The 22214-nt window shown below is 69.6% G+C and carries 20 protein-coding genes; 10 read left to right on the plus strand and 10 right to left on the minus strand.

Features of this window, described 5'->3' with window-relative positions:
- Window positions 1–132: 132 nt before the first annotated feature.
- Both ACH4SP_RS21965 and ACH4SP_RS21970 read right to left on the minus strand, forming a co-directional pair.
- Complete coding sequence (locus tag ACH4SP_RS21965; RefSeq protein WP_398417227.1) at window positions 133–516, minus strand: WhiB family transcriptional regulator; 384 nt, start codon at window positions 514–516, stop codon at window positions 133–135.
- A 150-nt stretch (window positions 517–666) separates the two neighbouring features.
- Window positions 667–1365 (minus strand): DUF1707 domain-containing protein, encoded by a 699-nt coding sequence (locus ACH4SP_RS21970; RefSeq protein WP_398417228.1) that lies wholly within the window; start codon window positions 1363–1365, stop codon window positions 667–669.
- A gap of 178 nt (window positions 1366–1543) precedes the next feature.
- On the opposite strand from ACH4SP_RS21970, the gene ACH4SP_RS21975 reads away from it, so the two are divergent.
- Both ACH4SP_RS21975 and ACH4SP_RS21980 read left to right on the plus strand, forming a co-directional pair.
- Window positions 1544–3217 carry a fumarate hydratase gene (locus ACH4SP_RS21975; RefSeq protein ID WP_398417229.1) on the plus strand — a complete coding sequence of 558 codons (1674 nt, stop codon included), beginning with the start codon at window positions 1544–1546 and terminating at the stop codon, window positions 3215–3217.
- A gap of 363 nt (window positions 3218–3580) precedes the next feature.
- Complete coding sequence (locus ACH4SP_RS21980) at window positions 3581–4945, plus strand: hypothetical protein (RefSeq protein WP_398417230.1); 1365 nt, start codon at window positions 3581–3583, stop codon at window positions 4943–4945.
- Between the two features lie 70 nt (window positions 4946–5015).
- Here the strand turns inward: ACH4SP_RS21980 and ACH4SP_RS21985 are convergent, their stop codons facing one another.
- Window positions 5016–5918: an NAD(P)-dependent oxidoreductase gene (locus tag ACH4SP_RS21985; protein ID WP_398417231.1), complete on the minus strand. Its 903-nt coding sequence runs from the start codon at window positions 5916–5918 to the stop codon at window positions 5016–5018.
- Window positions 5919–5979: 61 nt separating this feature from the next.
- Here ACH4SP_RS21985 and ACH4SP_RS21990 point away from each other — a divergent pair, with 61 nt between their 5' ends.
- The gene (locus tag ACH4SP_RS21990) at window positions 5980–6336 is read left to right on the plus strand and encodes a winged helix-turn-helix transcriptional regulator (protein WP_398417232.1); all 357 of its coding nucleotides are present in this window, start codon (window positions 5980–5982) and stop codon (window positions 6334–6336) included.
- Between the two features lie 91 nt (window positions 6337–6427).
- On the opposite strand, the gene ACH4SP_RS21995 is transcribed toward ACH4SP_RS21990, so the two are convergent.
- Together ACH4SP_RS21995 and ACH4SP_RS22000 are read right to left on the minus strand one after the other, a co-directional pair.
- The gene (locus ACH4SP_RS21995) at window positions 6428–7384 is read right to left on the minus strand and encodes a trypsin-like serine peptidase (protein WP_398417233.1); all 957 of its coding nucleotides are present in this window, start codon (window positions 7382–7384) and stop codon (window positions 6428–6430) included.
- Between the two features lie 16 nt (window positions 7385–7400).
- Window positions 7401–8939: a ricin-type beta-trefoil lectin domain protein gene (locus tag ACH4SP_RS22000; protein ID WP_398417234.1), complete on the minus strand. Its 1539-nt coding sequence runs from the start codon at window positions 8937–8939 to the stop codon at window positions 7401–7403.
- Between the two features lie 107 nt (window positions 8940–9046).
- Between ACH4SP_RS22000 and ACH4SP_RS22005 the strand changes: the two genes are divergently transcribed.
- Window positions 9047–10474 carry a class II fumarate hydratase gene (locus ACH4SP_RS22005; RefSeq protein ID WP_398417235.1) on the plus strand — a complete coding sequence of 476 codons (1428 nt, stop codon included), beginning with the start codon at window positions 9047–9049 and terminating at the stop codon, window positions 10472–10474.
- 110 nt (window positions 10475–10584) lie between these two features.
- Here the strand turns inward: ACH4SP_RS22005 and ACH4SP_RS22010 are convergent, their stop codons facing one another.
- The 3 genes from ACH4SP_RS22010 to ACH4SP_RS22020 form a co-directional block, all read right to left on the minus strand.
- Entirely contained in the window at window positions 10585–10905 is a 321-nt protein-coding gene (locus tag ACH4SP_RS22010) for a hypothetical protein (RefSeq protein ID WP_398417236.1), read from the minus strand.
- A gap of 104 nt (window positions 10906–11009) precedes the next feature.
- Complete coding sequence (locus tag ACH4SP_RS22015; RefSeq protein WP_398417237.1) at window positions 11010–11213, minus strand: DUF397 domain-containing protein; 204 nt, start codon at window positions 11211–11213, stop codon at window positions 11010–11012.
- Window positions 11206–12042, minus strand: coding sequence for a helix-turn-helix domain-containing protein (locus ACH4SP_RS22020; protein ID WP_398417238.1), 837 nt, complete (start codon window positions 12040–12042; stop codon window positions 11206–11208). The genes ACH4SP_RS22015 and ACH4SP_RS22020 overlap by 8 nt, the downstream gene beginning before the upstream one ends.
- A gap of 201 nt (window positions 12043–12243) precedes the next feature.
- Between ACH4SP_RS22020 and ACH4SP_RS22025 the strand changes: the two genes are divergently transcribed.
- Window positions 12244–12666, plus strand: a complete 423-nt coding sequence (locus ACH4SP_RS22025) for a hypothetical protein (RefSeq protein WP_398417239.1) — start codon at window positions 12244–12246, stop codon at window positions 12664–12666.
- A gap of 97 nt (window positions 12667–12763) precedes the next feature.
- Here ACH4SP_RS22025 and ACH4SP_RS22030 read toward each other — a convergent pair whose 3' ends face one another.
- A complete protein-coding gene (locus ACH4SP_RS22030; RefSeq protein WP_398417240.1) occupies window positions 12764–13420 on the minus strand; it encodes a hypothetical protein in 657 nt (218 codons plus the stop codon).
- 175 nt (window positions 13421–13595) lie between these two features.
- Between ACH4SP_RS22030 and ACH4SP_RS22035 the strand changes: the two genes are divergently transcribed.
- The 3 genes from ACH4SP_RS22035 to ACH4SP_RS22045 all read left to right on the plus strand — a co-directional run bounded on the left by ACH4SP_RS22035 (window position 13596) and on the right by ACH4SP_RS22045 (window position 18047).
- Window positions 13596–14279, plus strand: a complete 684-nt coding sequence (locus tag ACH4SP_RS22035) for a DUF402 domain-containing protein (RefSeq protein WP_398417241.1) — start codon at window positions 13596–13598, stop codon at window positions 14277–14279.
- A gap of 266 nt (window positions 14280–14545) precedes the next feature.
- Window positions 14546–16459, plus strand: coding sequence for a SpoIIE family protein phosphatase (locus ACH4SP_RS22040; RefSeq protein ID WP_398417242.1), 1914 nt, complete (start codon window positions 14546–14548; stop codon window positions 16457–16459).
- 118 nt (window positions 16460–16577) lie between these two features.
- Window positions 16578–18047, plus strand: coding sequence for a catalase (locus ACH4SP_RS22045; protein WP_398417243.1), 1470 nt, complete (start codon window positions 16578–16580; stop codon window positions 18045–18047).
- Between the two features lie 92 nt (window positions 18048–18139).
- Here the strand turns inward: ACH4SP_RS22045 and ACH4SP_RS22050 are convergent, their stop codons facing one another.
- Window positions 18140–20539 (minus strand): transglycosylase domain-containing protein, encoded by a 2400-nt coding sequence (locus tag ACH4SP_RS22050; protein WP_398417244.1) that lies wholly within the window; start codon window positions 20537–20539, stop codon window positions 18140–18142.
- A gap of 335 nt (window positions 20540–20874) precedes the next feature.
- Between ACH4SP_RS22050 and ACH4SP_RS22055 the strand changes: the two genes are divergently transcribed.
- Together ACH4SP_RS22055 and ACH4SP_RS22060 are read left to right on the plus strand one after the other, a co-directional pair.
- Window positions 20875–21840: an SPFH domain-containing protein gene (locus ACH4SP_RS22055; protein ID WP_398417245.1), complete on the plus strand. Its 966-nt coding sequence runs from the start codon at window positions 20875–20877 to the stop codon at window positions 21838–21840.
- Window positions 21837–22133 carry a hypothetical protein gene (locus ACH4SP_RS22060; RefSeq protein ID WP_398417246.1) on the plus strand — a complete coding sequence of 99 codons (297 nt, stop codon included), beginning with the start codon at window positions 21837–21839 and terminating at the stop codon, window positions 22131–22133. The genes ACH4SP_RS22055 and ACH4SP_RS22060 overlap by 4 nt, the downstream gene beginning before the upstream one ends.
- The last annotated feature ends 81 nt before the right edge of the window (window positions 22134–22214 follow it).

Here is a 22214-nt window from a genome sequence, read left to right on the forward strand (position 1 = left end):
GCCCCCCCCCCCCCCCCCCCCCCCCCCGGCCGCCCCCCCCGCGCCCCCCCCCCCCCCCCCCCCCCGCCCCGGGGGGGGGGCCCCCCCGGGCGCGGGGCCCCCACCCCTCGGTCGTACCCACGCGGTGCGGGCTCAGCCCGCTATGCGCTGGTCCCCCGCTCCCGGTGCCGCCTTCAGTTCCATCTCGCGCCTGCGCCGCCTGGCCAGGACCACCCGGCGCTCGGCGGCGGTGAGGCCGCCCCAGACGCCGTACGGCTCGGGCTGCAGCAGGGCGTGCTCGCGGCACGCGATCATCACGGGACAGCGGGCGCAGACCCGCTTCGCGGCCTCCTCGCGGGAGAGCCGGGAGGCGGTCGGTTCCTTCGACGGGGCGAAGAACAGCCCGGCTTCGTCCCGGCGGCACACCGCCTCCGTGTGCCATGGGCCGGCCTGGTCCCGCTGATCACGGACCGGTACCGGCGCACGCTGCGCGGGCACGGGGGCGACCTGCAAGGACTGATGCGGCGGTTGCAGCACGGTCTACTCCTGACGACGGCTTCGCGAGCGAGCGACGATGCGCAGTCCCTACCCGCTGTGCCGACGCCTATGCACAGGGTTTCGAACCATGTCCAGTACGCACAGGGCGCGTTGGTGCTCCGGAGGCCCGTATTCCGACCCCCCGGCGCGTCAGTGTCCGAGGTGTTTGCGCAGGCGGTCGTGCAGGTCCGCGATGAGCTTGCCGCGCTTGGGCTTCGCCTCGATGCTGCCGAACACCGAGAAACCGTTGACGACCACGACGGGGGCCTCGGGGTCGGTCGCCTCCAGGGTGCTGACCTCGAAGTTGCCGAAGATCCCGTTGCCGTTGCCGCGCAGGGTGATGTTCTCCGGGACGCGGATCTCGACGCTGCCGAAGACGGAGGTCGCGTTGATCGTGGTGAGCCGCTGCGCGAAGAGGGCCTCCGTCAGGTCGATCTCGATCGCCCCGAAGAGCGCGAAGGCCTTGGTGCGCGGGGCGATGCGCCAACGCCCCTTGCGGGTGGCACTGCTGAAGACGGCGACGAGGCTGTCCTCCGCCTGGGCGCCCTGGCCGCTCGCGTACGGGTCGTACGCCGTCGACGGCGCGGGTCCCGGGGCCCGGTGGCCGCTGCCGCCGGGCACCGGCAGGTCGCTCACCAGGGGCTCCAGCTCGGCCTGGGTCTTGGCGCGGTAGACGGCGTCGATGCGCTCGCCGTGCTCCTCGGCGTCCAGCCGGCCCTCGGCCACGGCCTCCCGCAGAATGTCCGCGGCCCGGTCGCGGTCCGCGTCGGAGGCGCGGAGCGAGGTCTGCTGCGCCACCGGGGCCGGCGGCTTCTGAAGGGACGGCTGAGGCTTCTTTTCGAGGTCCACCCGACCACCGTACCGAAACGCGATAGATCGCGACAGGGGGCGGATGCGAAGTCGCAGCGGCGGCGACTGAGCCTTACCTCACTGACGCGGGGACGGGCGACCGTTCTACGCTGGTGGGCGCGCCGTGCCAATGGAGGTACGACGACGCTGTCTGCCCGCCTAGTGAGGAACGGCCGAAATGCCAGAGTTTGCGTACTCCGATCTGCTGCCGCTGGGAGAGGACACCACGCCGTACCGGCTGGTGACCGCCGAGGGTGTCTCCACCTTCGAGGCCGACGGGCGTACGTTCCTCAAGGTCGAGCCCGAGGCGCTGCGCAAGCTCGCCGCCGAGGCGATGCACGACATCTCGCACTACCTGCGCCCCGCCCACCTGGCGCAGCTGCGGCGCATCATCGACGACCCGGAGGCGTCCGGCAACGACAAGTTCGTGGCCCTGGACCTCCTGAAGAACGCGAACATCGCGGCCGCGGGCGTGCTCCCCATGTGCCAGGACACCGGCACCGCGATCGTGATGGGCAAGCGCGGGCAGAACGTACTGACGGAGGGCGGGGACGAGGAAGCCCTGTCCCACGGCATCTTCGACGCGTACACCAAGCTCAACCTGCGGTACTCGCAGATGGCCCCGCTGACCATGTGGGACGAGAAGAACACCGGCTCCAACCTCCCCGCCCAGATCGAGCTGTACGCGACCGACGGCGGCGCCTACAAGTTCCTCTTCATGGCGAAGGGCGGCGGCTCGGCCAACAAGTCCTTCCTCTACCAGGAGACCAAGGCGGTCCTCAACGAGGACTCCATGATGAAGTTCCTGGAGGAGAAGATCCGCTCGCTGGGTACGGCGGCCTGCCCGCCGTACCACCTGGCGATCGTGGTCGGCGGTACGAGCGCCGAGTTCGCGCTGAAGACCGCGAAGTACGCCTCCGCCCACTACCTGGACGAGCTGCCGTCCGAGGGCTCGCCGACCGGGCACGGCTTCCGGGACCAGGAGCTGGAGCAGAAGGTCTTCGAGCTGACGCAGAAGATCGGGATCGGCGCGCAGTTCGGCGGCAAGTACTTCTGCCACGACGTGCGCGTGGTGCGCCTCCCGCGCCACGGTGCGTCGCTGCCGGTGGCCATCGCGGTGTCCTGCTCGGCGGACCGCCAGGCGACCGCGAAGATCACGGCCGAGGGCGTCTTCCTGGAGGAGCTGGAGAAGGACCCGGCACGCTTCCTGCCGGACACGACGGACGAGCACCTGGACTCCGGCGCGGACGAGGATGTCGTACGCATCGACCTCAACCGGCCGATGGACGAGATCCTCGCCGAGCTCACCAAGTACCCGGTCAAGACCCGGCTCTCGCTCACCGGCCCGCTGGTCGTCGCCCGTGACATCGCGCACGCGAAGATCAAGGAGCGGCTCGACGCGGGCGAGGAGATGCCGCAGTACCTGAAGGACCACCCGGTGTACTACGCGGGCCCGGCGAAGACCCCCGAGGGCTACGCCTCGGGCTCCTTCGGCCCGACCACCGCCGGACGGATGGACTCCTACGTCGAGCAGTTCCAGGCGGCGGGCGGCTCCAAGGTCATGCTGGCCAAGGGCAACCGCTCCAAGCAGGTCACGGACGCGTGCGGCTCGCACGGCGGCTTCTACCTGGGCTCGATCGGCGGCCCGGCGGCCCGGCTCGCGCAGGACTGCATCAAGAAGGTCGAGGTCGTCGAGTACGAGGAGCTCGGCATGGAGGCGGTCTGGAAGATCGAGGTCGAGGACTTCCCCGCGTTCGTCGTCGTCGACGACAAGGGCAACGACTTCTTCACGGCTCCGGCGGCCCCGCCCCTCCTCACCCACATCCCGGTCCGGGGACCGGGCCTGGTCTAGGCCCGACGTCCAGCCCCCCTTCCAGGGGGACGCGGGGGGGGCGGGTGGTCTACGTGCGGGTGCGTCGTGGCTGGCCGCCGGGCGAGTGGTCGTCGTGCGGGTACGTCGTGGCTGGTCGCGCAGTTCCCCGCGCCCCTAAATGCCTGCCCCCGTGGGCGGCTGACGCCGCCGACCCCCGCCGCCTCCTTGGGCAGCGGGGCCGCCCCCCGGGGGCGGGACGGGTGGGCAAGGGGGCGGCCCCCCCCCACTGCGGCACGCCCCCGCCCGACCGCACACGCTCGCCACCGCCCCGCCCGTACGGCATTCGGGTTACCCTCCGCGATGCGTCACGCGGAGGGTGACTCCGTGTCCGAGGCTTGCCCCATGGATCCCATTGATCCCGCCTCCGAGCCGCCGCCCCCGCCCGGCCCCACCCACCGCTGGGTCCGCACCGCCGCCCGTACCACCCACGCCCTGCTCGCCCTGTCCGCCGTCGCCGCCGCCGTCTGCCTGTACTTCTACTTCGGCCGCGAAAGCTTCCGCCCCGGCCACACCGAGCGGGCCGGCTGGGCTCCGCTGCTGGTCTCGCTCTGCGCGGTGGGCCTGTTCGGTACCGCCGCACTGGTCAAGCCGTATCTGCTGACCGTCCGCCGGTGCGCGCTGATGGCCGCCACCGCGACCCTGATCTTCCTCACGGGCATCGGCGTGACCTGGTACATCGTTTCGCACGACCGGGTCACCGACACCATCGTCGGCACTCCGCTGATGTCGGAGCGGGACAGCACAGCCTTCCTCGCCAAGAAGCTGCCCGGGGTGGAGCTCCGGAAGATCCCGACCGGGGTCTTCGTCCAGAGCTCGAAGTTCACCTCCCCCGAGGAGGTGGAGATGAGCGGGTTCGTCTGGCAGCGGTACGACGCGGACGTCCCCGGGACGAGCATGGGCGTCGTCTTCCCCGAGGCGACCGGCGGGGACGACGAGATGGAGAAGATGTACGACACCAGGAGCACCGACGGGCGCCGCCTCAAGGGCTGGCACTTCAAGGTGACGCTGCGGCAGAACTTCAACTACCAGCACTATCCGCTGGACAAGCAGAACGTCTGGCTGCGCATGTGGTCGAGGGCCACCTTCACCAACGACATCCTGGTGCCCGACTTCGCCTCGTACCCGCCCTGGGAGTACGGCCGGATCGGCCTCGACCAGGACACCGTGACCTCCGGCTGGAGCCCGTACTACACGGGCTGGAGCTTCGCGACGCACGACTACACGATGACGCAGGGGCTGACGGACTGGGACAAGCCGTTCAAGTCGGCGCCCGAGCTGTACTTCAACGTCGGGATGGAGCGGGAGTGGGCGGGGCCGATGATGGGGCGGCTGATCCAGTCGTTCTTCATCTCGGCGGTGATGTTCCTGGCGCTGTTCGTCTACACGAAGGACGACAGCAAGAACCCCAGGTTCGGCTTCTCGACGTGGACGGCGATCTCCTTCGCGGTGACGCTGCTGCTGGTCGTGGTGGTGGACCAGCAGCAGATCCGGGAGATCGCCGGAGACACGTCGCTGACGTATCTGGAGTACCTGGCGATCTCCCAGTACATCGTCATCATGGGCATCTTCGCGAACGCCATCCTGCTCGGCACGGACACCGACCGCCGCCTGCTGGAGTGGCGCGACAACATGCTGGCGACGCTGCTGTACTGGCCGGTGCTGGTGGGGCTGTTCTTCGGCTTCACGGTGATGGTGTTCGCGGGGTGACGGGCTGAAGGGGTGACGGGGGCCGGGGGCCGGGGGGCCGGGGGCCGGGGGGCCGGGACAGCGGTGCGTCTCAGCCGCGGCCCGCGAGGGTGTCGAGCATGCCGAGTACGTTCTCCTGTCCGTGCCCTTCGGCGACCGCGCGGTCCGCGACGGCCTGGGCGGCACGGAGCACGGAGGCGTCCAGACCGGCTTCCTCCGAGGCGTGGGCGATGTGGGCCAGGGCCGTCGCGGTCGAGGCAAGGTTGCTCACCGTGCCGGGGTACTCGCCCGCGTCGGCCTCCACGGCCAGTTCGTCGACGAACGAGGTGAGCAGGTTGCCGATGTTCTTGGCGAAGGGGGCCAGGTCGGTGGCGGCGACGCCCTGGGAGCGGGCCAGCGCGAAGCTGTGCACGAGGCCGCTCACCGAGGTCCACCAGAGGTCGAGGAGGGCGACGTCGTGGGAGGCCGCGCGGGACGGGTCCGCGCCGAGGTAGGAGGCGGTGCCCGCAAGGGAGTCGAGGCTGTCGCGGTGCGCCTCGTAGGCGTCCTCGGGGCCGCTGTAGAGGAAGACGGCGTGCGGGGTGCCGATGGTGGGGGTGGGGGTCATGATGGCGCCGTCGAGGTACGTGACGCCGTGCTCGTCCGCCCAGGCGGCGGCCTCGCGGGCGCGGGCCGGGGTGTCGGCGGTCAGGTTGACGACCGTGCGGCCCTTCAGCGCGTCGCCCGCCTTCCCGAAGATGTCCAGGGCGGCGTCGTAGTTGAGGACGCAGACGACGACCAGGTCGGCGGCTTGCACGGCCTCGGTGGGAGTGCCCGCGAGCACCGCTCCCTCCGCGACGAGGGAATCAGCACGGGATGCCGTGCGGTTCCACACGGTGGTGGGGTGACCCGCCGCGAGGAACGCCCCGGCGAGGGCCTGGCCCATCGGGCCGAGTCCGAGGACGGTGACGGGCCGCTTGACGGAAACGGGCGCGTGGGCGGTGGGGGCACTCATGAGGGACTCCATGCGTTGGTGTGTGTGAGGGCATGCGGAAACGAGAGACGGGTGTGCGGAGTTGAAGAATCAGCCGTATCAATGCGGTCTGGACGCGGCGATAGACGTCGTCGACGGCAAGTGGAAGGTGCTCATCCTGTGGGCGCTGCACGAGCGGCCGCGCCGCTTCGGCGCGACCCGGCGGGAGCTGCCCGGGATCAGCGAGAAGGTCCTCACTCAGCAACTGCGCGAGCTGGAGGCCGACTTGGTGGTGCACCGCGAGGTGTTCGAGGACACGGCGATACCGCGCGTCGAGTACTCACTGACGGAGTTCGGCCAGGAACTCAACAGGGCGCTGGGGCCTTTGGGAGAGTGGGGCAGGAAGCGGTTGCAGATGTTGAAGGAGCTGGACGACTCGCCCTCCTCTCTCGCCGGGTAGGGCTCCCGGGGCGGAACCCCTGGGAAGTGGGTAGGGCTCCAGCCTCCACCCGGCGAGGAAGGCGATCAAGTACCCACCAATTAGTGGGTGATTACTTCGAGGTAAGCGCCTCCTGGGCCTTGAACAGCGCCTCGGCGGTCCCGTTGAACATCGCACCCCATGCCGCGTCCTTGAAGCCCGCCTCCTTCGGGCGGGCGCTGGTGACGGCGACCTGGACGGCCCCGCCGCGGAGGGTCGGCGCGTACCAGGGCCCGCCGCTCGCCCCGTTCGTCATGCGGCACGGCCTGAGCTGGGAGCCGCCGGCGAGGCGGTCGTCCTTGACCGGGGTGGCGTTGCCCGCGCAGTACTGCAGCGCCTTGCCGTCGTACGGGGACAGGAACGGGTAGCCGAGCGCGGTGCGCACACCGCTCGGTTTCGCGTGGAAGGCGGCGCGGAGGGAGCCGACCACGTCCTGGACGTGCCGCCCCCGGTCGTCCGTACCGAGGGTGACGAAGGCGAAGTCGGCGGCGTGGTCCTCGCGTTCGGTCCACGCGGGCGAGACGCCCACGGAGCGGGACGGGTAGCTGCCGTAGGGGGTCCTGCCGTCGTCGTAGCCGGGCACGAAGAGGAGGGACTTCATCGCCCCTCCCACCGCCTTCAGGTGTACGCAGTGGCCCGCGGTGGAGACGACGTCGCGGTTGGCGGCGGTGACGACGGCCGCCGTGCAGGTGGCCTTCTGACCGCCGGGCAGCACCATGAAGAGGCGTCCGACGTGCGCGACGTCGCCGGGGTCGCCGTCCCAGGGGACGCCGCCGGGAGGTTCGTCGCTCGGGACCACCCCGTCCTGGCCCCGGACCTCCTGGCCCCGGACCGCCCGGTCCCGGGCGCCGGTGGCGGCGACCGCCTCCCGCATCCGGTCGGCGGTCCAGTACGCACGTACCGACTCGGCGTCCTCCCCGATGGGGGCCGGGGAGGACGCCGGAGCCGGAGTCTGCGCCGTCGGAGTCTGCGCCGTCGGAACGAGTGTCGCGGCCAGTGCCGCGACGGTCACGGAGAGTGCTGGGATCATGCTCCGAACGTAAGGGTTACGCGAACTGCTGGCTCGCCGAGCCGTCGCACGCCCGCAGTTTCAGCGGGTCCTTGGCCGCCGACAGAGTGACGCACAGCCCGGTCGAGGCGGCCGGACGCAGCGTGGCCCCCTGCCGTACGAACTGCTGGTTGGCGGCGCCCGAGCAGTTCCACAGCACCAGGCCGGCCCCCGGCTCGTACTTGGCGCCGGGCACGTCCAGGCACCGGTCGTGGCTCAGTTCGGTACGCAGCGACTTGGTCGCGCCGTCGTACCACCAGCCCTGGTTGCGGCCGCCGTGGCAGTCCCAGCCGCCGACGGCGGTCCCGTTGCGGGTGACGGAGCCGGGCGCGTCGACGCACGTACCGGTGGAGGCGTTCTTGAGCGGCTTGTACGCGTCGTCCCAGGCGCCCGGGGTCAGCACCGGCCTGCCCGTGGACGCCGGGTCGGCACAACTCGCCTCACGCAGACCGGAGTTGTAGATCTGCGACAGGCAGGACGCGAAGGCGGCGTGGCCGCTGATGTTGGGGTGGAAGGACTGCCGGACCGAGTTCTCGTCCGGGGGGCCCGGCTTGGAGAGGTCGATGTACAGCCCGCGCGCCCAGGTGCTCTCCGAGCAGACCTCGTGGCCGTGGAAGAGACGGGAGTTGTCGAGGTACGTGGCGCCGGTCGAGGCCGCCGCCCTGCGCATGCCGCGCTCGAAGGCGGGGACGGCGACGTTGCGGCCCCAGGCGGTGTCGGAGTCGTAGCCGAGGCCGCCGCAGGCGAGCTTGCCGGGGAAGTCGGGGTTGTCCTTGAAGTCGGGCCCGATCGGACTCGGGTAGCCCATGACGACGAGCTTGTAGTCGGAGTCGGCGTACCCGGCCCCCGTCATGGTCGTCCGCAGGTCGCGGATCGCCTGCTCGACCTTGGGCACGAGACCGTCCACCCGGGCCTGCCAGCCGCCCGCGTACTTGGACTCGCACGGCCCCTGCAGCGTCAGGTACCGGGTCACGCAGTCGGTCATGACAGGACCGAACTGAAGGTCGTCGTTGGCACCGGCGACCAGCACCACCATCTTGATCTTCGTGTTGCGCGCCTTGATGGCGAGGCTGTCGCTCTGCACGAGCTCGTCGGCGTACTGCTTGCTGCCGCCGATCTTGATGTTTCCGGTGTAGCCGCCCGAGCAGGAGACGTTGTACGTCACGTCGGCGGGGACCGAGGTCTTGTGGATGGCGGCGTCGGGCGAACGGTGGCACCAGTTGGTCGGCCCGTTGGTCGGCGCCTCGTACGTCCCCGTGCCCTCCCCCGAGATCTCACTGTCGCCGAGCGAGATGAGCCCGGTCTTGCGCTCGCCCATCGGCCGCTCGGCCGGCGACCCGTACAGCTTGGTGGCCTCGGCCGCCCGGATCGCTTCCAGCTCGGGCGGCAGGGGGGTGGACGCGGCGGCCCGCGCGTCGTTCGGGGCCGCCGCGGCGGTGGCTGCGCCGGTGGCCGTGGCCGTCATGGAGCCGACGGCTGCCGCGAGTGCGGCGGTCACGGCGAGGGTGCTGCGGAATCTGTGCCTGGTGCGCGCCATTGCGCCTCCCCGGTTGGTTGTTACCCGAGGTATTTACTGGCCGGTAGCCGAGATGGGAATACCCAGAACAAGACAACCGCTCAACTTCCACAGGAGGTATGGCAACGATGACGACTGACGAATACCGGATCGAGCACGACTCCATGGGCGAGGTACGGGTTCCCGCCCACGCCAAGTGGCGTGCGCAGACGCAGCGGGCCGTGGAGAACTTCCCGATCTCCGGCCAGCGCCTGGAGCGGGCCCACATCGAGGCACTGGCACGCATCAAGGCGGCAGCGGCGAAGGTCAACGCCGAACTGGGCGTCCTGGACAAGGACGTCGCGAGGGCGATCGCCGACGCGGCCGAGGAGGTCGCCCGCGGCGACTGGGACGAGCACTTCCCGGTGGACGTCTTCCAGACCGGCTCGGGCACGTCCTCCAACATGAACATGAACGAGGTCGTCGCGACCCTGGCGACGGAGCGGCTCGCGGGCGCGGAGGGCTCTGGAGGCTCTGGGGACTCGGGCGGATCGGTCCACCCCAACGACCACGTCAACGCCTCCCAGTCCTCCAACGACGTGTTCCCGTCCTCGATCCACATCGCGGCGACGGCGGCGGTGACGACCGACCTGATCCCGGCCCTCGACCACCTGGCAGCCGCCCTGGAACGCAAATCCACCGAATTCTCGGACGTCGTGAAGTCCGGCCGCACCCATCTCATGGACGCGACCCCGGTCACCCTCGGTCAGGAGTTCGGCGGCTACGCGGCGCAGGTCAGGTACGGGATCGAGCGCCTCCGCTCCTCCCTCCCCCGCCTCGCCGAACTCCCCCTGGGCGGCACGGCGGTCGGTACCGGCATCAACACCCCGCCCGGCTTCTCCGCCGCCGTCATCGCCGAGGTCGCCCGCGCCACCGGCCTCCCCCTCACGGAAGCCCGCGACCACTTCGAGGCCCAGGGCGCCCGGGACGGCCTGGTGGAGACCTCCGGCCAGCTCCGTACGATCGCCGTCTCCCTCACCAAGATCGCCAACGACCTCCGCTGGATGGCCAGCGGCCCGCGCACCGGTCTGGCCGAAATCAACCTCCCCGACCTCCAGCCGGGCTCGTCGATCATGCCGGGCAAGGTCAACCCGGTGGTCCCGGAAGCGGTATTGATGGTCGCGGCACAAGTCACCGGCAACGACACGACGGTCGCCGTCGCGGGCGCGGCAGGCAACTTCGAGCTGAACGTCATGCTCCCCGTCATCGCCAAGAACCTGCTGGAGTCGGTCCGCCTGCTCGCCAACTCCACCCGCCTGCTGGCCGACCGCACCATCGACGGCATCACCGCCAACCGCGAACGCGCCCTGGAGTACGCGGAGTCCTCCCCCTCGGTCGTCACCCCGCTCAACAAGTACATCGGCTACGAGGAGGCGGCCAAGGTCGCCAAGAAGTCGGTCGCCGAGCGCAAGACGATCCGCGAGGTCGTCATCGAGGGCGGCTACGTCGAACGCGGCGACCTCACGGAGGCCCAACTGGACGCGGCACTGGACGTGTTGAGCATGACGCGGCCGTAGCGGCAGGGTGGGCGTCGGAATAATGTCTCACTTACACGTCTCAGTGAGACATCATTCCGACGCGCCATCCTCGCGGCGCCACAGCGGGCGGAAACGGACGAGCTCAGCAGTCACCCGGACACACGGACACCCGCACCTGATTCCGGTTCGTCGACGACCTTCCGCAACAAGCACACGAACGCCTCGCGCAGCTGCCGCCCTGCTTCCGAGACGGCCGCCCTTCCAGATTCCGCGAAGAATTTGGCGCAGGAGATCGCAACGGGCACGAGGCGCGCTTCCTCCTCGGACACCAGCTCACGGCTCGTCTCAACCAAACCGTGGGAGACCGCTCCGCACAGAGGCCGCACGGCCAGTTCCTCCACAATCTTGGCGGCAAAGATCCGCTCAGCAGAGCTGGGCAGCCAGGCTCCACGATCGAGAGCGGATTCCAACTGTCCTACTTCTACCCTCAGTTGGTCGGCGCTGCACGGCATTCGCCAGACGCTACTGCGGCCCGGCACTTTCGTACAGGAACCGGCGGCGAGGGAACCATCGCTCAGAAGCAGCCGAAACCGTCGGCCTTGACTGCCGCCACAAAGAAGTCCCAGGCAGTGGGCGGAAAGGCGAGCACCGGGCCGCACGGGACCTTGCTGTCGCGCACGGGGACAGCGCCCGGCGTACTGGGCGACCACTCGACGCAGCTGCCGCCGTCGGGGTTGCTGTAGGACGACTTGATCCACACCGGCCGGTGGTCACTCATTGGGCAGAGCCTCCATCATGGTTCTGATCATGTCGCGCGAGTCCCTCGCAGACAGCGCGTCGCCGCGTAGTGAATCGTAGGCCAGGCGGTGTCGGCGCACGGCGCCCATTTCCTCCTCCAGGCCTGCGATGGTATTGCCCTCCTCGTATGCGATCTGGGATCCGCCTCTCAGCGTGAACAGGGTCAACATCCCACCCAGCAGCACATGTTCACCGTGTGCGAATTCCAGTACCTGCACTGTGATGTGGGGCTGCTTCGCAGCCCGAAGCAGGGTTGCGTACTGGTTCCGCATGACTAGCAGGCCCCCCACGGGCCGCCGGACCACCGCTTCGTCGAGGATCACGGACAGGTCCGGCGGGCTCGGCAGCGAGAGGATCGCCTGTCGGCGCATGCGGAGGGTCACAGTGGCCCGCACCTCCGTCTCGCTCGCCCTGGGCTTGCCCTTCCGAATCAGCGCGTACGCGTAGTCGGGCGTCTGGAACAGCCCCGGCACCACGTGCCCCGCGTATTCGTCGATCACCACGGCCTGCGCCTCCAATTCCATTGCCCGCTGGTAGCGGGCGGGGAATCCGCCGGACCGGCTCTCCTCGTAAAGCCGTTGGAACCGGCCGTCCGTGCCGAAGAGTTCGTCGAGGACCTTGGGAAGGTGCACGGGGATGGGCGGCACATTCCGCTCCAGCCGCGAGATCGTCGACTTCGAGGTGCGCGCGGCCTTCGCCACGTCTCCCTGCGTCCACTTGTGAGGCAGGCGCAGCTCACGTGCGTCCCGCAGGGCCTCACCGAAGGTGACCTTTGGCCCGGGCAGCCTGTCTTGCGGGCTATCGCTCACAGCTCTTCCGCTCCCCTCACGGATCAACCAGCGGACTGGTTTCGCGCGCCGCCTGCCAGATTCCTCCAGCTCAGGCGATAGCGAATATGCCTGGGGGCTCAACTCCCAGGTTGGTCCGCGATCCCCTTTCACGGTAGGGCCAACTCGGCAACGCTGTAGGCAGATTGAGAAAGCACCTCAATTCCGCACAAGGGAGCGAATATGGCCCACAGCCCGGAAGAAGTCGACGCCGACGCCCGCCGCATCGGCGCACAACTCGCCGACGAACTGCACCTGTCCCTCCTCGCACGCGGCTTTTACCTGCCCATGCGGGCCGGCGAACCCATCGGCGGGCGCGCGTACGTGGACATCGAACCCGTACGCGGCGACACGGCAACCACCCTGATCGATGCGTTCGGACCGCCGCCGGTCGCACCGGCCCCACCCGGCAATCCGACGGCCGACGCCGAGTCCGCCGTACGAAACCTGCGCCGCGCCCTCTGCATCGCCTCGCTCGGCCTGCGCTCCCTCGGCGTCCGCTCCCCCAGCGACCCGGACGGCCCCGTTCTGGTCAACCTCGGCGTCGCACCACCGGCCGCCGTCCGCCGACTCGCATCGGTCGTCGCCCGTGGAGCGGGGCGATGAGCCGCGAGGCCCGGGCCCGGGCGGCGGCACTGACGGCGGAGTACGGGACGGACGGCGTCTTGCACATCAGCGCCGAGTACAACCGGCGACGACGGCTCTACGGAAGCCTCTGACTCCGCCAACTCCACGGCGCCGCCGTCCTGTTCGCACGGGCTGGCGGCGCCAAGTCAGTTCCACGAGTTGAAGAGCACACCACCAGGGTGCCGGTCGCGTAGTACCGAATCTGCCCCCGCTCGAACTCCGCGAGCCCCGAAACGTCCACCTCGCCGACCGGCACGACAAGCCGCTCCCGGCTCAGTACCTCGAAGCCCGCGTTGCCGAAGGACCCGGCCCATTCCGGCGGCGCGAGGAACTCCTCCTCGTACACCCACCGGTGCTCCCGTACGAAGGCGGTCCACGGGAGGTGCGCTTGGCACAGGAGGACGCTCTCCCCCGTGCGGGTGCGGACCGACGCGGTGTGGAAAGCCAGGGGGTGCGAGCGTGCCTTCAGCCCGGCCACCTCACCCCGGGCTGCCCGCGCGGCAACACGCAGGGCCGCGCGGAACGCGCGCAGGTCGGCGACCGGCAGCGACTCGTCGCCAGGCGAGGTGAACCCTGTCGCGCCGGGCGGCAGTGTGAACGACGTCGGTCCTCCTTCTGGGCGCTCGATGGCGGGTGGGGGCCAGCATCCTGGCCGGCGCTCCCCGTCGCCGCACCACGGTAGGGCGCCTTCCGGGCGCCGTGCCAGGGCGAAAGGCGGAGGGACGCGCGTCACCCAGACCACCTCCACTCTCCGCCACCGGCCCGCGCCCGGGGGCGGGTGGGCCATTCGGCCTCGCCCCGGCGCCGCTAAGGGGGGATACGGGAAGAGGGCTCGCGCCTGGGCCCCTCCTTCCCGGCCCGTGATCCAAATCGCTGCGCGCTCCTCCTCGTACTCCTAAAATCTGTCCATGACAGAGCACACGGGCGGGGCCGTCGGGGCGGGCGGGGGCAGTTGGGGGCCGGGGGATCAGATTCTCTGGCGGTACCGGGACAATGCTTCGCCGCGCATTCACATCTGTCGGCCCGTGACCGTCGTGCAGGACACCAGTGAATTGCTCGCCGTGTGGATGGCGCCGGGGACGGAGTGTGTGAAGCCCGTTCTGGTGGACGGGACTTCGGTGCATCAGGAGCCGCTGGAGACCCGGTACACGAAGGCGCGGACGACGACGACCTCGCGGTGGTTCGGGACCGGGGTGCTGAAGTTGGCGCGGCCGGGGGATCCCTGGTCGGTGTGGTTGTTCTGGGAGCCTGGATGGCGGTTCAAGAACTGGTACATCAACCTGGAGGAGCCGCGGGCCCGGTGGGCCGGCGGGGTCGATTCGCAGGATCACTTTCTGGACATTGCCGTGGCGCCCGACCGGCGGTGGATGTGGCTGGACGAGGACGAGTTCGCGCAGGCACGGCGGGTGGGGCTGGTGGGAGAGCGGCAGGCCGAGAGCGTGCGGGAGGCGGGGCGCGCTGCCGTGCGGACCGTGGAGGAGTGGGGGGCGCCGTTCGCCGACGGGTGGGAGAACTGGCGGCCGGATCCGCACTGGGGAGTGCCGGAACTGCCGGATGACTGGGACCGTACCTCGGTGCACATGACGACGTGAGACTCTTGATGCACCCCCAGGGTCCAAACGTAGGATCGTCCTCCGGAAGACTGCACACCCAGTAGGCATAGGCAGCAACTACCGGGTGTAGAGCAGGACCTGACCGTATGTCACTACAAGGGGGGTGGTTCTGTGAACCTGCACGAGAATGCGTGCGGTTCTGTAACGTTCACAGGCCACCTTTCTGTCGACGCCGCCCGCAGAGCGGGTATATCGCACAAAGCGATTGCATCGCACAAGCTCCCCGGACGGACGGAATCCCACGCGTGACGGAGCAGCAGTCCACCTCCCACGAAGGCCGGCAGCCCCTGGTTGCCAGGCCGCACGAGCGCGCCCGGCCGAGGCAGGAGCCGGAGGAAGAGTCCGCCATGGCCGCGACGGCTGCCGGAGGGCCGGGGCCAGGAGTGCCGGGGCCCGGATTGTCAGGTCCCGGTGTGCCGGGTCCGGGGGGCACGCCGCCCCCGGCCAGGTCCGAGGGCGACCGGTTGCGGTTCGTCGGGGCCGCGACCCGGCGGATCGCCCGCGGCATCGATCTCGACGAGATCGTGCTGGGGCTGTGCCGGGCCACCGTGCCCACCTTCTCGGACGCGATCCTGGTGTATCTGCGGGATCCGCTGCCGGTGGGGGACGAGCGGCCCGCCGTGCCGTTCATGCTGCGGCTGCGGCGCACCGACCGGCTGCGGCTGAGCAGTGAGGGCCCGGCGGGCGAGGAGCTGGACGCCGTGGTGGGCGAAGGATCGCCCGCACAGCAGCTGTGCGAGGTGCTCAGCGGCGGCGCGCTGGCCGAGGTGCTGCGCGGGGTGCGGCCGGTGTTCGGCGACGCGGCCTCCGCGCGCGTCGCGCTGCCCGAACTGCTGGGCGCCGACTGCGGGCTGCCCGACGGGCGGCGCGCGATACTCGCCCCGCTCCGGGGCCGCCGCCGGGTGATCGGCGCCGCCGTCTTCCTGCGCAGGCCGGAACGGGCGGCCTTCGAGGCCAACGACCTGCTGGTGGCCGCCCAGTTGGCGACCCACACCGCACTGGGCATCGACAAGGCCGTGCTGTACGGGCGCGAGGCCTACATCGCCGACGAGCTCCAGCGGACGATGCTGCCGGACTCGCTGCCCCGGCCGACCGGCGTGAAGCTCGCCTCCCGCTACCTCCCGGCCGCCGAGACCGCCCGGGTCGGCGGGGACTGGTACGACGCGATCCCGCTGCCCGGCAGCCGGGTGGCGCTCGTCGTGGGCGATGTCATGGGGCACTCGATGACATCGGCCGCGATCATGGGGCAGTTCCGGACCACGGCCCAGACCCTGGCCGGGCTCGACCTGCCGCCGCAGGAGGTGCTGCACCACCTCGACGAGCAGGCGCAGCGGCTCGGCACGGACCGCATGGCCACGTGCATGTACGCCGTCTACGACCCCGTCTCGCACCGCATCACCATCGCCAACGCCGGGCACCCGCCGCCCATCCTGCTGCACCTGGGAGGCCGCGCCGAGGTGCTGCGGGTGCCGCCCGGGGCGCCCATCGGGGTCGGCGGCGTCGACTTCGAGGCCGTGGAGCTGGACGCCCCGGCCGGAGCGACCCTGCTCCTCTATACGGACGGCCTCGTCGAGTCCCGGCTGCGGGACGTGTGGACCGGCATCGAGCAGCTGCGGGAACGTCTCGCCGCGACCGCCCAGCTGACGGGTCCCGATCACCCGCCGCCCCTGGAGGCCCTCTGCGACGACGTCCTGGACATGCTCGGGCCCGGCGACCGGGACGACGACATCGCGCTGCTCGCGGCCCGTTTCGACGGGATCGCGCCGAGCGACGTCGCGTACTGGTTCCTGGAGCCCGAGGAGCAGGCGCCGGGGCGCGCACGGCGCCTCGCCAGACGGGCGCTGGAGAGGTGGGGGCTCGAAGAGCTGTCGGACTCGGTGGAACTGCTGGTCAGCGAGGTCGTCACCAATGCCGTGCGGTACGCGGAGCGGCCGGTGACGCTGCGGCTGCTGCGTACGGACGTACTGCGGTGCGAGGTCGGCGACGACTCGCCGCAGCTGCCCCGGCAGCGGCGGGCCAGGGACACCGACGAGGGCGGGCGCGGGCTCTTCCTGGTGAACCGGCTGGCGCGGAAGTGGGGCGCGACCCGGCTGAGCAGTGGAAAGGTCGTCTGGTTCGAGCTGGCGCTGCCCGGGGCCGGCAAGGAGTCCGAAAGGTAGTCCAGCTGGGAGTCCTAGATTGGATTCGGTCCAAGTGTTGCCGACATAGTGTCGGAGAGGTTGACTGGGGCAGTCGGACGTAGCGACCCAATTCCCACCAATCTCCGGGAGGACGCTCGTGACCGAGGAGACTCGCAAGGCGTCGCAGACCGCCCCGTACACCACCAACAACGCCGGGATCCCGGTGGAGAGCGACGAGCACTCGCTCACCGTCGGGCCCGACGGGCCGATCCTGCTCCAGGACCACTACCTCATCGAGAAGATGGCCCAGTTCAACCGGGAGCGGGTGCCCGAGCGGGTGGTGCACGCGAAGGGCTCGGGTGCGTACGGCTTCTTCGAAGTGACCAATGACGTCAGCCAGTTCACGAAGGCCGACCTCTTCCAGCCGGGCAAACGGACCGACATGCTGGCCCGCTTCTCGACGGTCGCCGGTGAACAGGGCTCGCCGGACACCTGGCGGGACCCGCGCGGTTTCGCCCTCAAGTTCTATACCCAGCACGGCAATTACGACCTGGTGGGCAACAACACCCCGGTCTTCTTCGTCCGTGACCCGATGAAGTTCCAGGACTTCATCCGCTCGCAGAAGCGCCGCCCCGACAGCGGGCTGCGCGACCACGACATGCAGTGGGACTTCTGGACCCTGTCGCCGGAAACCGCACACCAGGTGACCTGGCTGATGGGCGACCGCGGCATCCCGAAGACGTACCGGAACATGGACGGCTTCAGCTCTCACACATACCTGTGGGTGAACGCGGGCGGCGAGAAGTTCTGGGTGAAGTACCACTTCAAGACCGAGCAGGGCATCGAGTTCCTCACCCAGGACGAGGCCGACACGCTGGCCGGGACCGACGGGGACGCGCACCGGCGGGACCTCTTCGACGCGATCAAGCGCGGGGAACACCCGAGCTGGAAGCTGTCCGTCCAGGTGATGCCGTTCGACGAGGCGCCGGACTACCGGTTCAATCCGTTCGACCTGACGAAGGTGTGGCCGCACGCGGACTACCCCGAGATCGAGGTCGGCCGGATGACCCTCAACGAGAACCCCGAGGACTTCTTCGTCCACATCGAGCAGGCGTCCTTCGAGCCGTCGAACCTGGTGCCCGGCATCGGCCCTTCGCCGGACAAGATGCTGCTCGGCCGGCTGTTCTCGTACCCGGACACCCACCGCTACCGGATCGGGCCGAACTATGCCCAACTGCCGCCCAACCGGCCGCGGTTCGGCGTCAATTCGTACGCGAAGGACGGCCCCATGCGGTACGAGCCGTCGCGGACCGGTGCGGTGTACGCGCCGAACTCGTACGGCGGCCCCACGGCCGACACCGCCGGCTTCGGCGAACCTGCCGGGTGGCGGACGGCCGGCGAGATGGTGCACCACGCGTACACGCTGCGCCGGGACGACGACGACTGGGGCCAGCCGGGCACGCTGGTGCGCGAGGTCCTGGACGACGCGGCCAGGGACCGGCTGGTGGACAACATCGTCGGGCACCTGTCGAACGGGGTGAGCGGGCCGGTGCTCGACCGGGCGTTCACGTACTGGCGGAACGTGGACAAGGATCTGGGGGACCGGGTCTCGGCGCGGTTCCACTAGGACGGACGGTCTGGGCACAGGAAGCGGCGGCCCCCACCCTCGGGAGGGTGGGGGCCGCCGCTTGTCACTTCTGTGCCGGTACGGCTGCCGCGCTACGGCCACTGCCCGCCGTTGTTGTTGCCGCCGTTCTGGTTGCCGCCGGGTTTGCCGCCGTCCTGGCCGCTGTTGACGTTGCCCTCGATGGTGCCCGCGTTGGCGCCACCGGGATCGGTGCCGGGGTCGGTGCCGCCGTCCTGACCGCCGTCCTGGCCACCGTCCTGACCGCCGTCCTGGCCGCCGTCGTTCCCGCCGTTCTGGCCACCGTCCTGACCTGCGTTCTGGCCGCCGTCCTGGCCCGCGTTCTGGCCGCCGTTGTTACCCGGCGGGGTCGGCGGCTTGGTGTGCGCCGGGGGCGTGTCCTTCGGCGGCGGAGTGTGGTCCGGCTTGTCGGGCTTCTCCGTCTCGACGGGGGGCGGGGTGGTCTCGACGGGCGGGGGCGGCGTCTTGTACTGGGCGCCTTCCTTGACCTCCAGGTCGAACTCGGCCGCCTTCTGCTTGTCGTTCAGCGCGCCCAACGTGTACTCGCGCCAGATCTCGGCGGGGAAGCCACCACCGTTGGCGCGGCCCGCGTTGGCAGTGCCGGTGAGGCTGACCTGCTTGCCGGACTTGGGGTCCTGGCCGAAGAGCGCGACGACGGTGGAGAGTTCCGGGGTGTAGCCCGCGAACCAGGCCGACTTGTTCTCCTCGGAGGTACCGGTCTTGCCCGCCGCCTGGTACTCGTCGCTGTCGGCCTTCTTGCCGGAACCTTCCTTCATCACGTTCTGGAGGACGGAGGTCGTGGTGTCGGCGGCCTGCCGGTCGATGCCGCCGGAGTCGCTGATGCCCGGGGGCTTGATGTCGTCGCGGTCCTTGTGGGTGGCGACCTTGATGATCGAGGGCGTCATCTTCTTGCCGTGGGCGGCGAGGGAGGCGTACGCACCCGCCATGTCCATGGTGTTGGCGCTCATGGTGCCGAGCGACATCGCGGGGGCCTCGCCGAAGTCACCGCGGTCCTTCATGCCCGCCCGCAGCGCGGTGTCCTTCACCCTCCCGGCACCGACGTCCACGATCATCTGCGCGAAGACGGAGTTGACGGACTTGGCCGTCGCCTTCTGGACGGTGATGTCGCCGTAGCTCCTGTCGTCCTCGTTCTGGGGCGCGAACGGGATCTTGCTGCCGACGACCTTCCGCTCGCTGGTGCCGTCGTAGAGCGTGTTGGCGGTGATCTCCTCGCCGTCCTGCGTCTCGGAGTCGTGCTCCAGGGCCGACGCGAAGATGAACGGCTTGAAGGTGGAGGCGGGCTGGTAGTCGGTGCGGGTGGCGTTGCTGATCTGGTGCTTGATGAACTCCTCGCCGCCGTACAGCGCGACGACGGCGCCCGTCTTCGGGTCGATCGAGGTGGCGCCCGCCTGGACGGTCGCGTCCACCTTGTTGCCCTCGCGGTCCAGCTTGGACTCCAGGCGGGCCTCGACCGCCTTCTCCAGGTCCTTCTGCCGCTTCTTGTCGATGTTGAGGGTGATGTTCCAGCCGCCGGCCGCGAGCTGCTTGTCGTCGATGTTGTAGTGGACCTTGAGCAGCTGGTTCGCCGCTTCGACGAGATAGCCGGTCTGGCCCTTCAGACCAGGGTCGGGCCGCTGCTTGATCACGTGGGGGAACTTCATGCCGGCCCGGTCGGCCTGCTTGAGCTGGCCCATCTTGACCATGTTGTCGAGGACGTAGTTCCAGCGCTCGATGACGAGCGCCTTGCTCTTCGGGGTCGCCGAGAGGACGTCGTAACTGCTGGGCGCCTGGAGCAGGGCCGCCAGATAGGCGCCCTCCTCGACCGTGAGCTTCTGGACGTCCTTGCCGTAGTACGCCTGGGCGGCAGCCTGGATTCCGGCGGCGCCGCGCCCGTAGTAACTGGTGTTGATGTAGCCGAGCAGGATCTCGTCCTTCGACTTCTCGTCGTCGACCTTGAGCGAGATGACCAGTTCCTTGAGCTTGCGGCTGATCGTCTGGTCGGGCGTGAGGTAGTAGTTCTTCACGTACTGCTGGGTGATCGTCGAGCCGCCCTGCTTGCCCTTGCCGGTGATCGTGTTGAGCAGACCGCGGGCGGTGCCCTTGAAGTCGATGCCCTCGTCCTCGTAGAACGACATGTTCTCGGCGGCGACGAACGTCCACCGGACGTCCTTGGGGATCTTGTCGAGGTCGACGTTCTCCCGGTTGTACCCGTCGCCCTTGCCGGTACGGGCGAGGACCGAGCCGTCGCTGTACTTGTAGACGTTGCTCTGATTGGTCGCCGAAGCGTTGCCGGTGGCCGGGATGTCGATCGACATGTAGAGCGCCAGGAAGGCGCCCATCCCGAGCAGACAGATGCCGAGGAACGTGCCCAGCATCTTCTTCCAGGTGAAGAAGCGGCGTATTCCGCTCCTCCCGGCAGCTCTGCCCCGGCGCGACCCGCGCTGCCGGGCCCTGCGCGCATCCGCTCGGCCCATTGGTCAGTTGCTCCGCTTCTCAGTCGTCACTCGCCATACTCACCGAACACTCGCCGGATCAGCTCAGAAAGCTAACATCGGCGGAAAGGACAAAACGGCGCCAATCACACCTTTTATGGACGTGACAATCAGCACCCCCCTCAGGGGAACCGACGAACAAGAGTGCCCAAAGGTTGCCAGGAGTGAGCGAAGTTGAAGAAACGCGTCCGAATTACGGGCCTATGTGGATGCGAGCACCAACCTGTGCAGATGCAGAAGTCTGCGATAAAGTGATATCACTTTGCTAGACGCGCCGCTCCTCACCGGCGCCGCGACGCACAGAAACGGGGATCACCATGCCGACCACCGACCACACCCCCTCCGGATCGTCCGGGCCTGACGGAAATCTCACCGGCGACCTCCCGGAGATGCCCGCACCCCGCGTCACCGAGTTCGCCGCGCACAGCATCGCGGGCGGCCTCGCGCTCCTGCTCGGCCTGCTCGGCATCGTCGCCGCCGCCGGGCTGATCGCGGTCGGTGCGTCCGCCGCCGCCATGGGCCTGAAGATCGCCCTGATCGTGCTGGGCATCGTCCTCTTCTTCGCCGCGATCCTCGCGATGAGCGGGCTGAACATGGTCGCGCCCGGCGAGGCCCGCGTCGTCCAGCTCTTCGGCCGCTACCGGGGCACGATCCGCACCGACGGTCTGCGCTGGGTCAACCCGCTGACCTCCCGCAACAAGATCTCCACCCGGGTCCGCAACCACGAGACCGCCGTCCTGAAGGTCAATGACGCCTACGGCAACCCGATCGAGCTGGCGGCCGTCGTCGTGTGGCGCGTCGAGGACACCGCCCAGGCCTGCTTCGAGGTGGACAACTTCCTGGAGTTCGTCTCCACCCAGACCGAGGCCGCCGTACGGCACATCGCCATCGAGTACCCGTACGACTCCCACGACGAAGAGGGCCTCTCGCTGCGCGGCAACGCCGACGAGATCACCGAGAAGCTGGCGATCGAGCTGCACGCCCGCGTCGAGGCGGCCGGCGTCCACATCATCGAGTCCCGCTTCACCCACCTCGCGTACGCCCCGGAGATCGCCTCCGCGATGCTCCAGCGGCAGCAGGCCGGTGCGGTCGTGGCCGCCCGGAAGCTGATCGTGGACGGCGCCGTCGGCATGGTCGAGCAGGCCCTGGTCCGCATCACCGAGCAGGACATCGTCGCACTGGACGAGGAGCGCAAGGCGGCCATGGTGAGCAACCTGCTCGTCGTGCTGTGCGGCGACCGGGCGACCCAGCCGGTCATCAACACGGGCTCGCTCTACCAGTGAGCGAGTCAGCGGGCGAGTCCACCGACGGCGCCGACGGGGCCGACGGCGCCGACGGGGAGCCCGCCCCCTCCCCCAGGCCCCGGCGCGAGGCCCGCAAGCAGGTGCTGCTGCGGCTCGATCCCAAGGTGTACGACGCCCTGGCGCGCTGGGCGTCCGACGAGCTCCGCAGCGCGAACGCGCAGATCGAGTTCCTGCTCCGGAAGTCGCTCACCGACGCGGGCCGGCTCCCCAAGCACACGGGACCGATCCCGCGCCGGGGGCGGCCCCCGAAGGCCCAGGAGGACGAGAACTAGCGGGGTAGAGCGAGAACCAGCAGGTGGGGAGCGGTTTCGACCGCTCCCCACCTTCCCTTTTCCCAGCTATACACTCGACGT

This window comes from Streptomyces sp. NPDC021093, from assembly GCF_044333135.1.
In the GTDB taxonomy this organism is placed as follows: domain Bacteria; phylum Actinomycetota; class Actinomycetes; order Streptomycetales; family Streptomycetaceae; genus Streptomyces.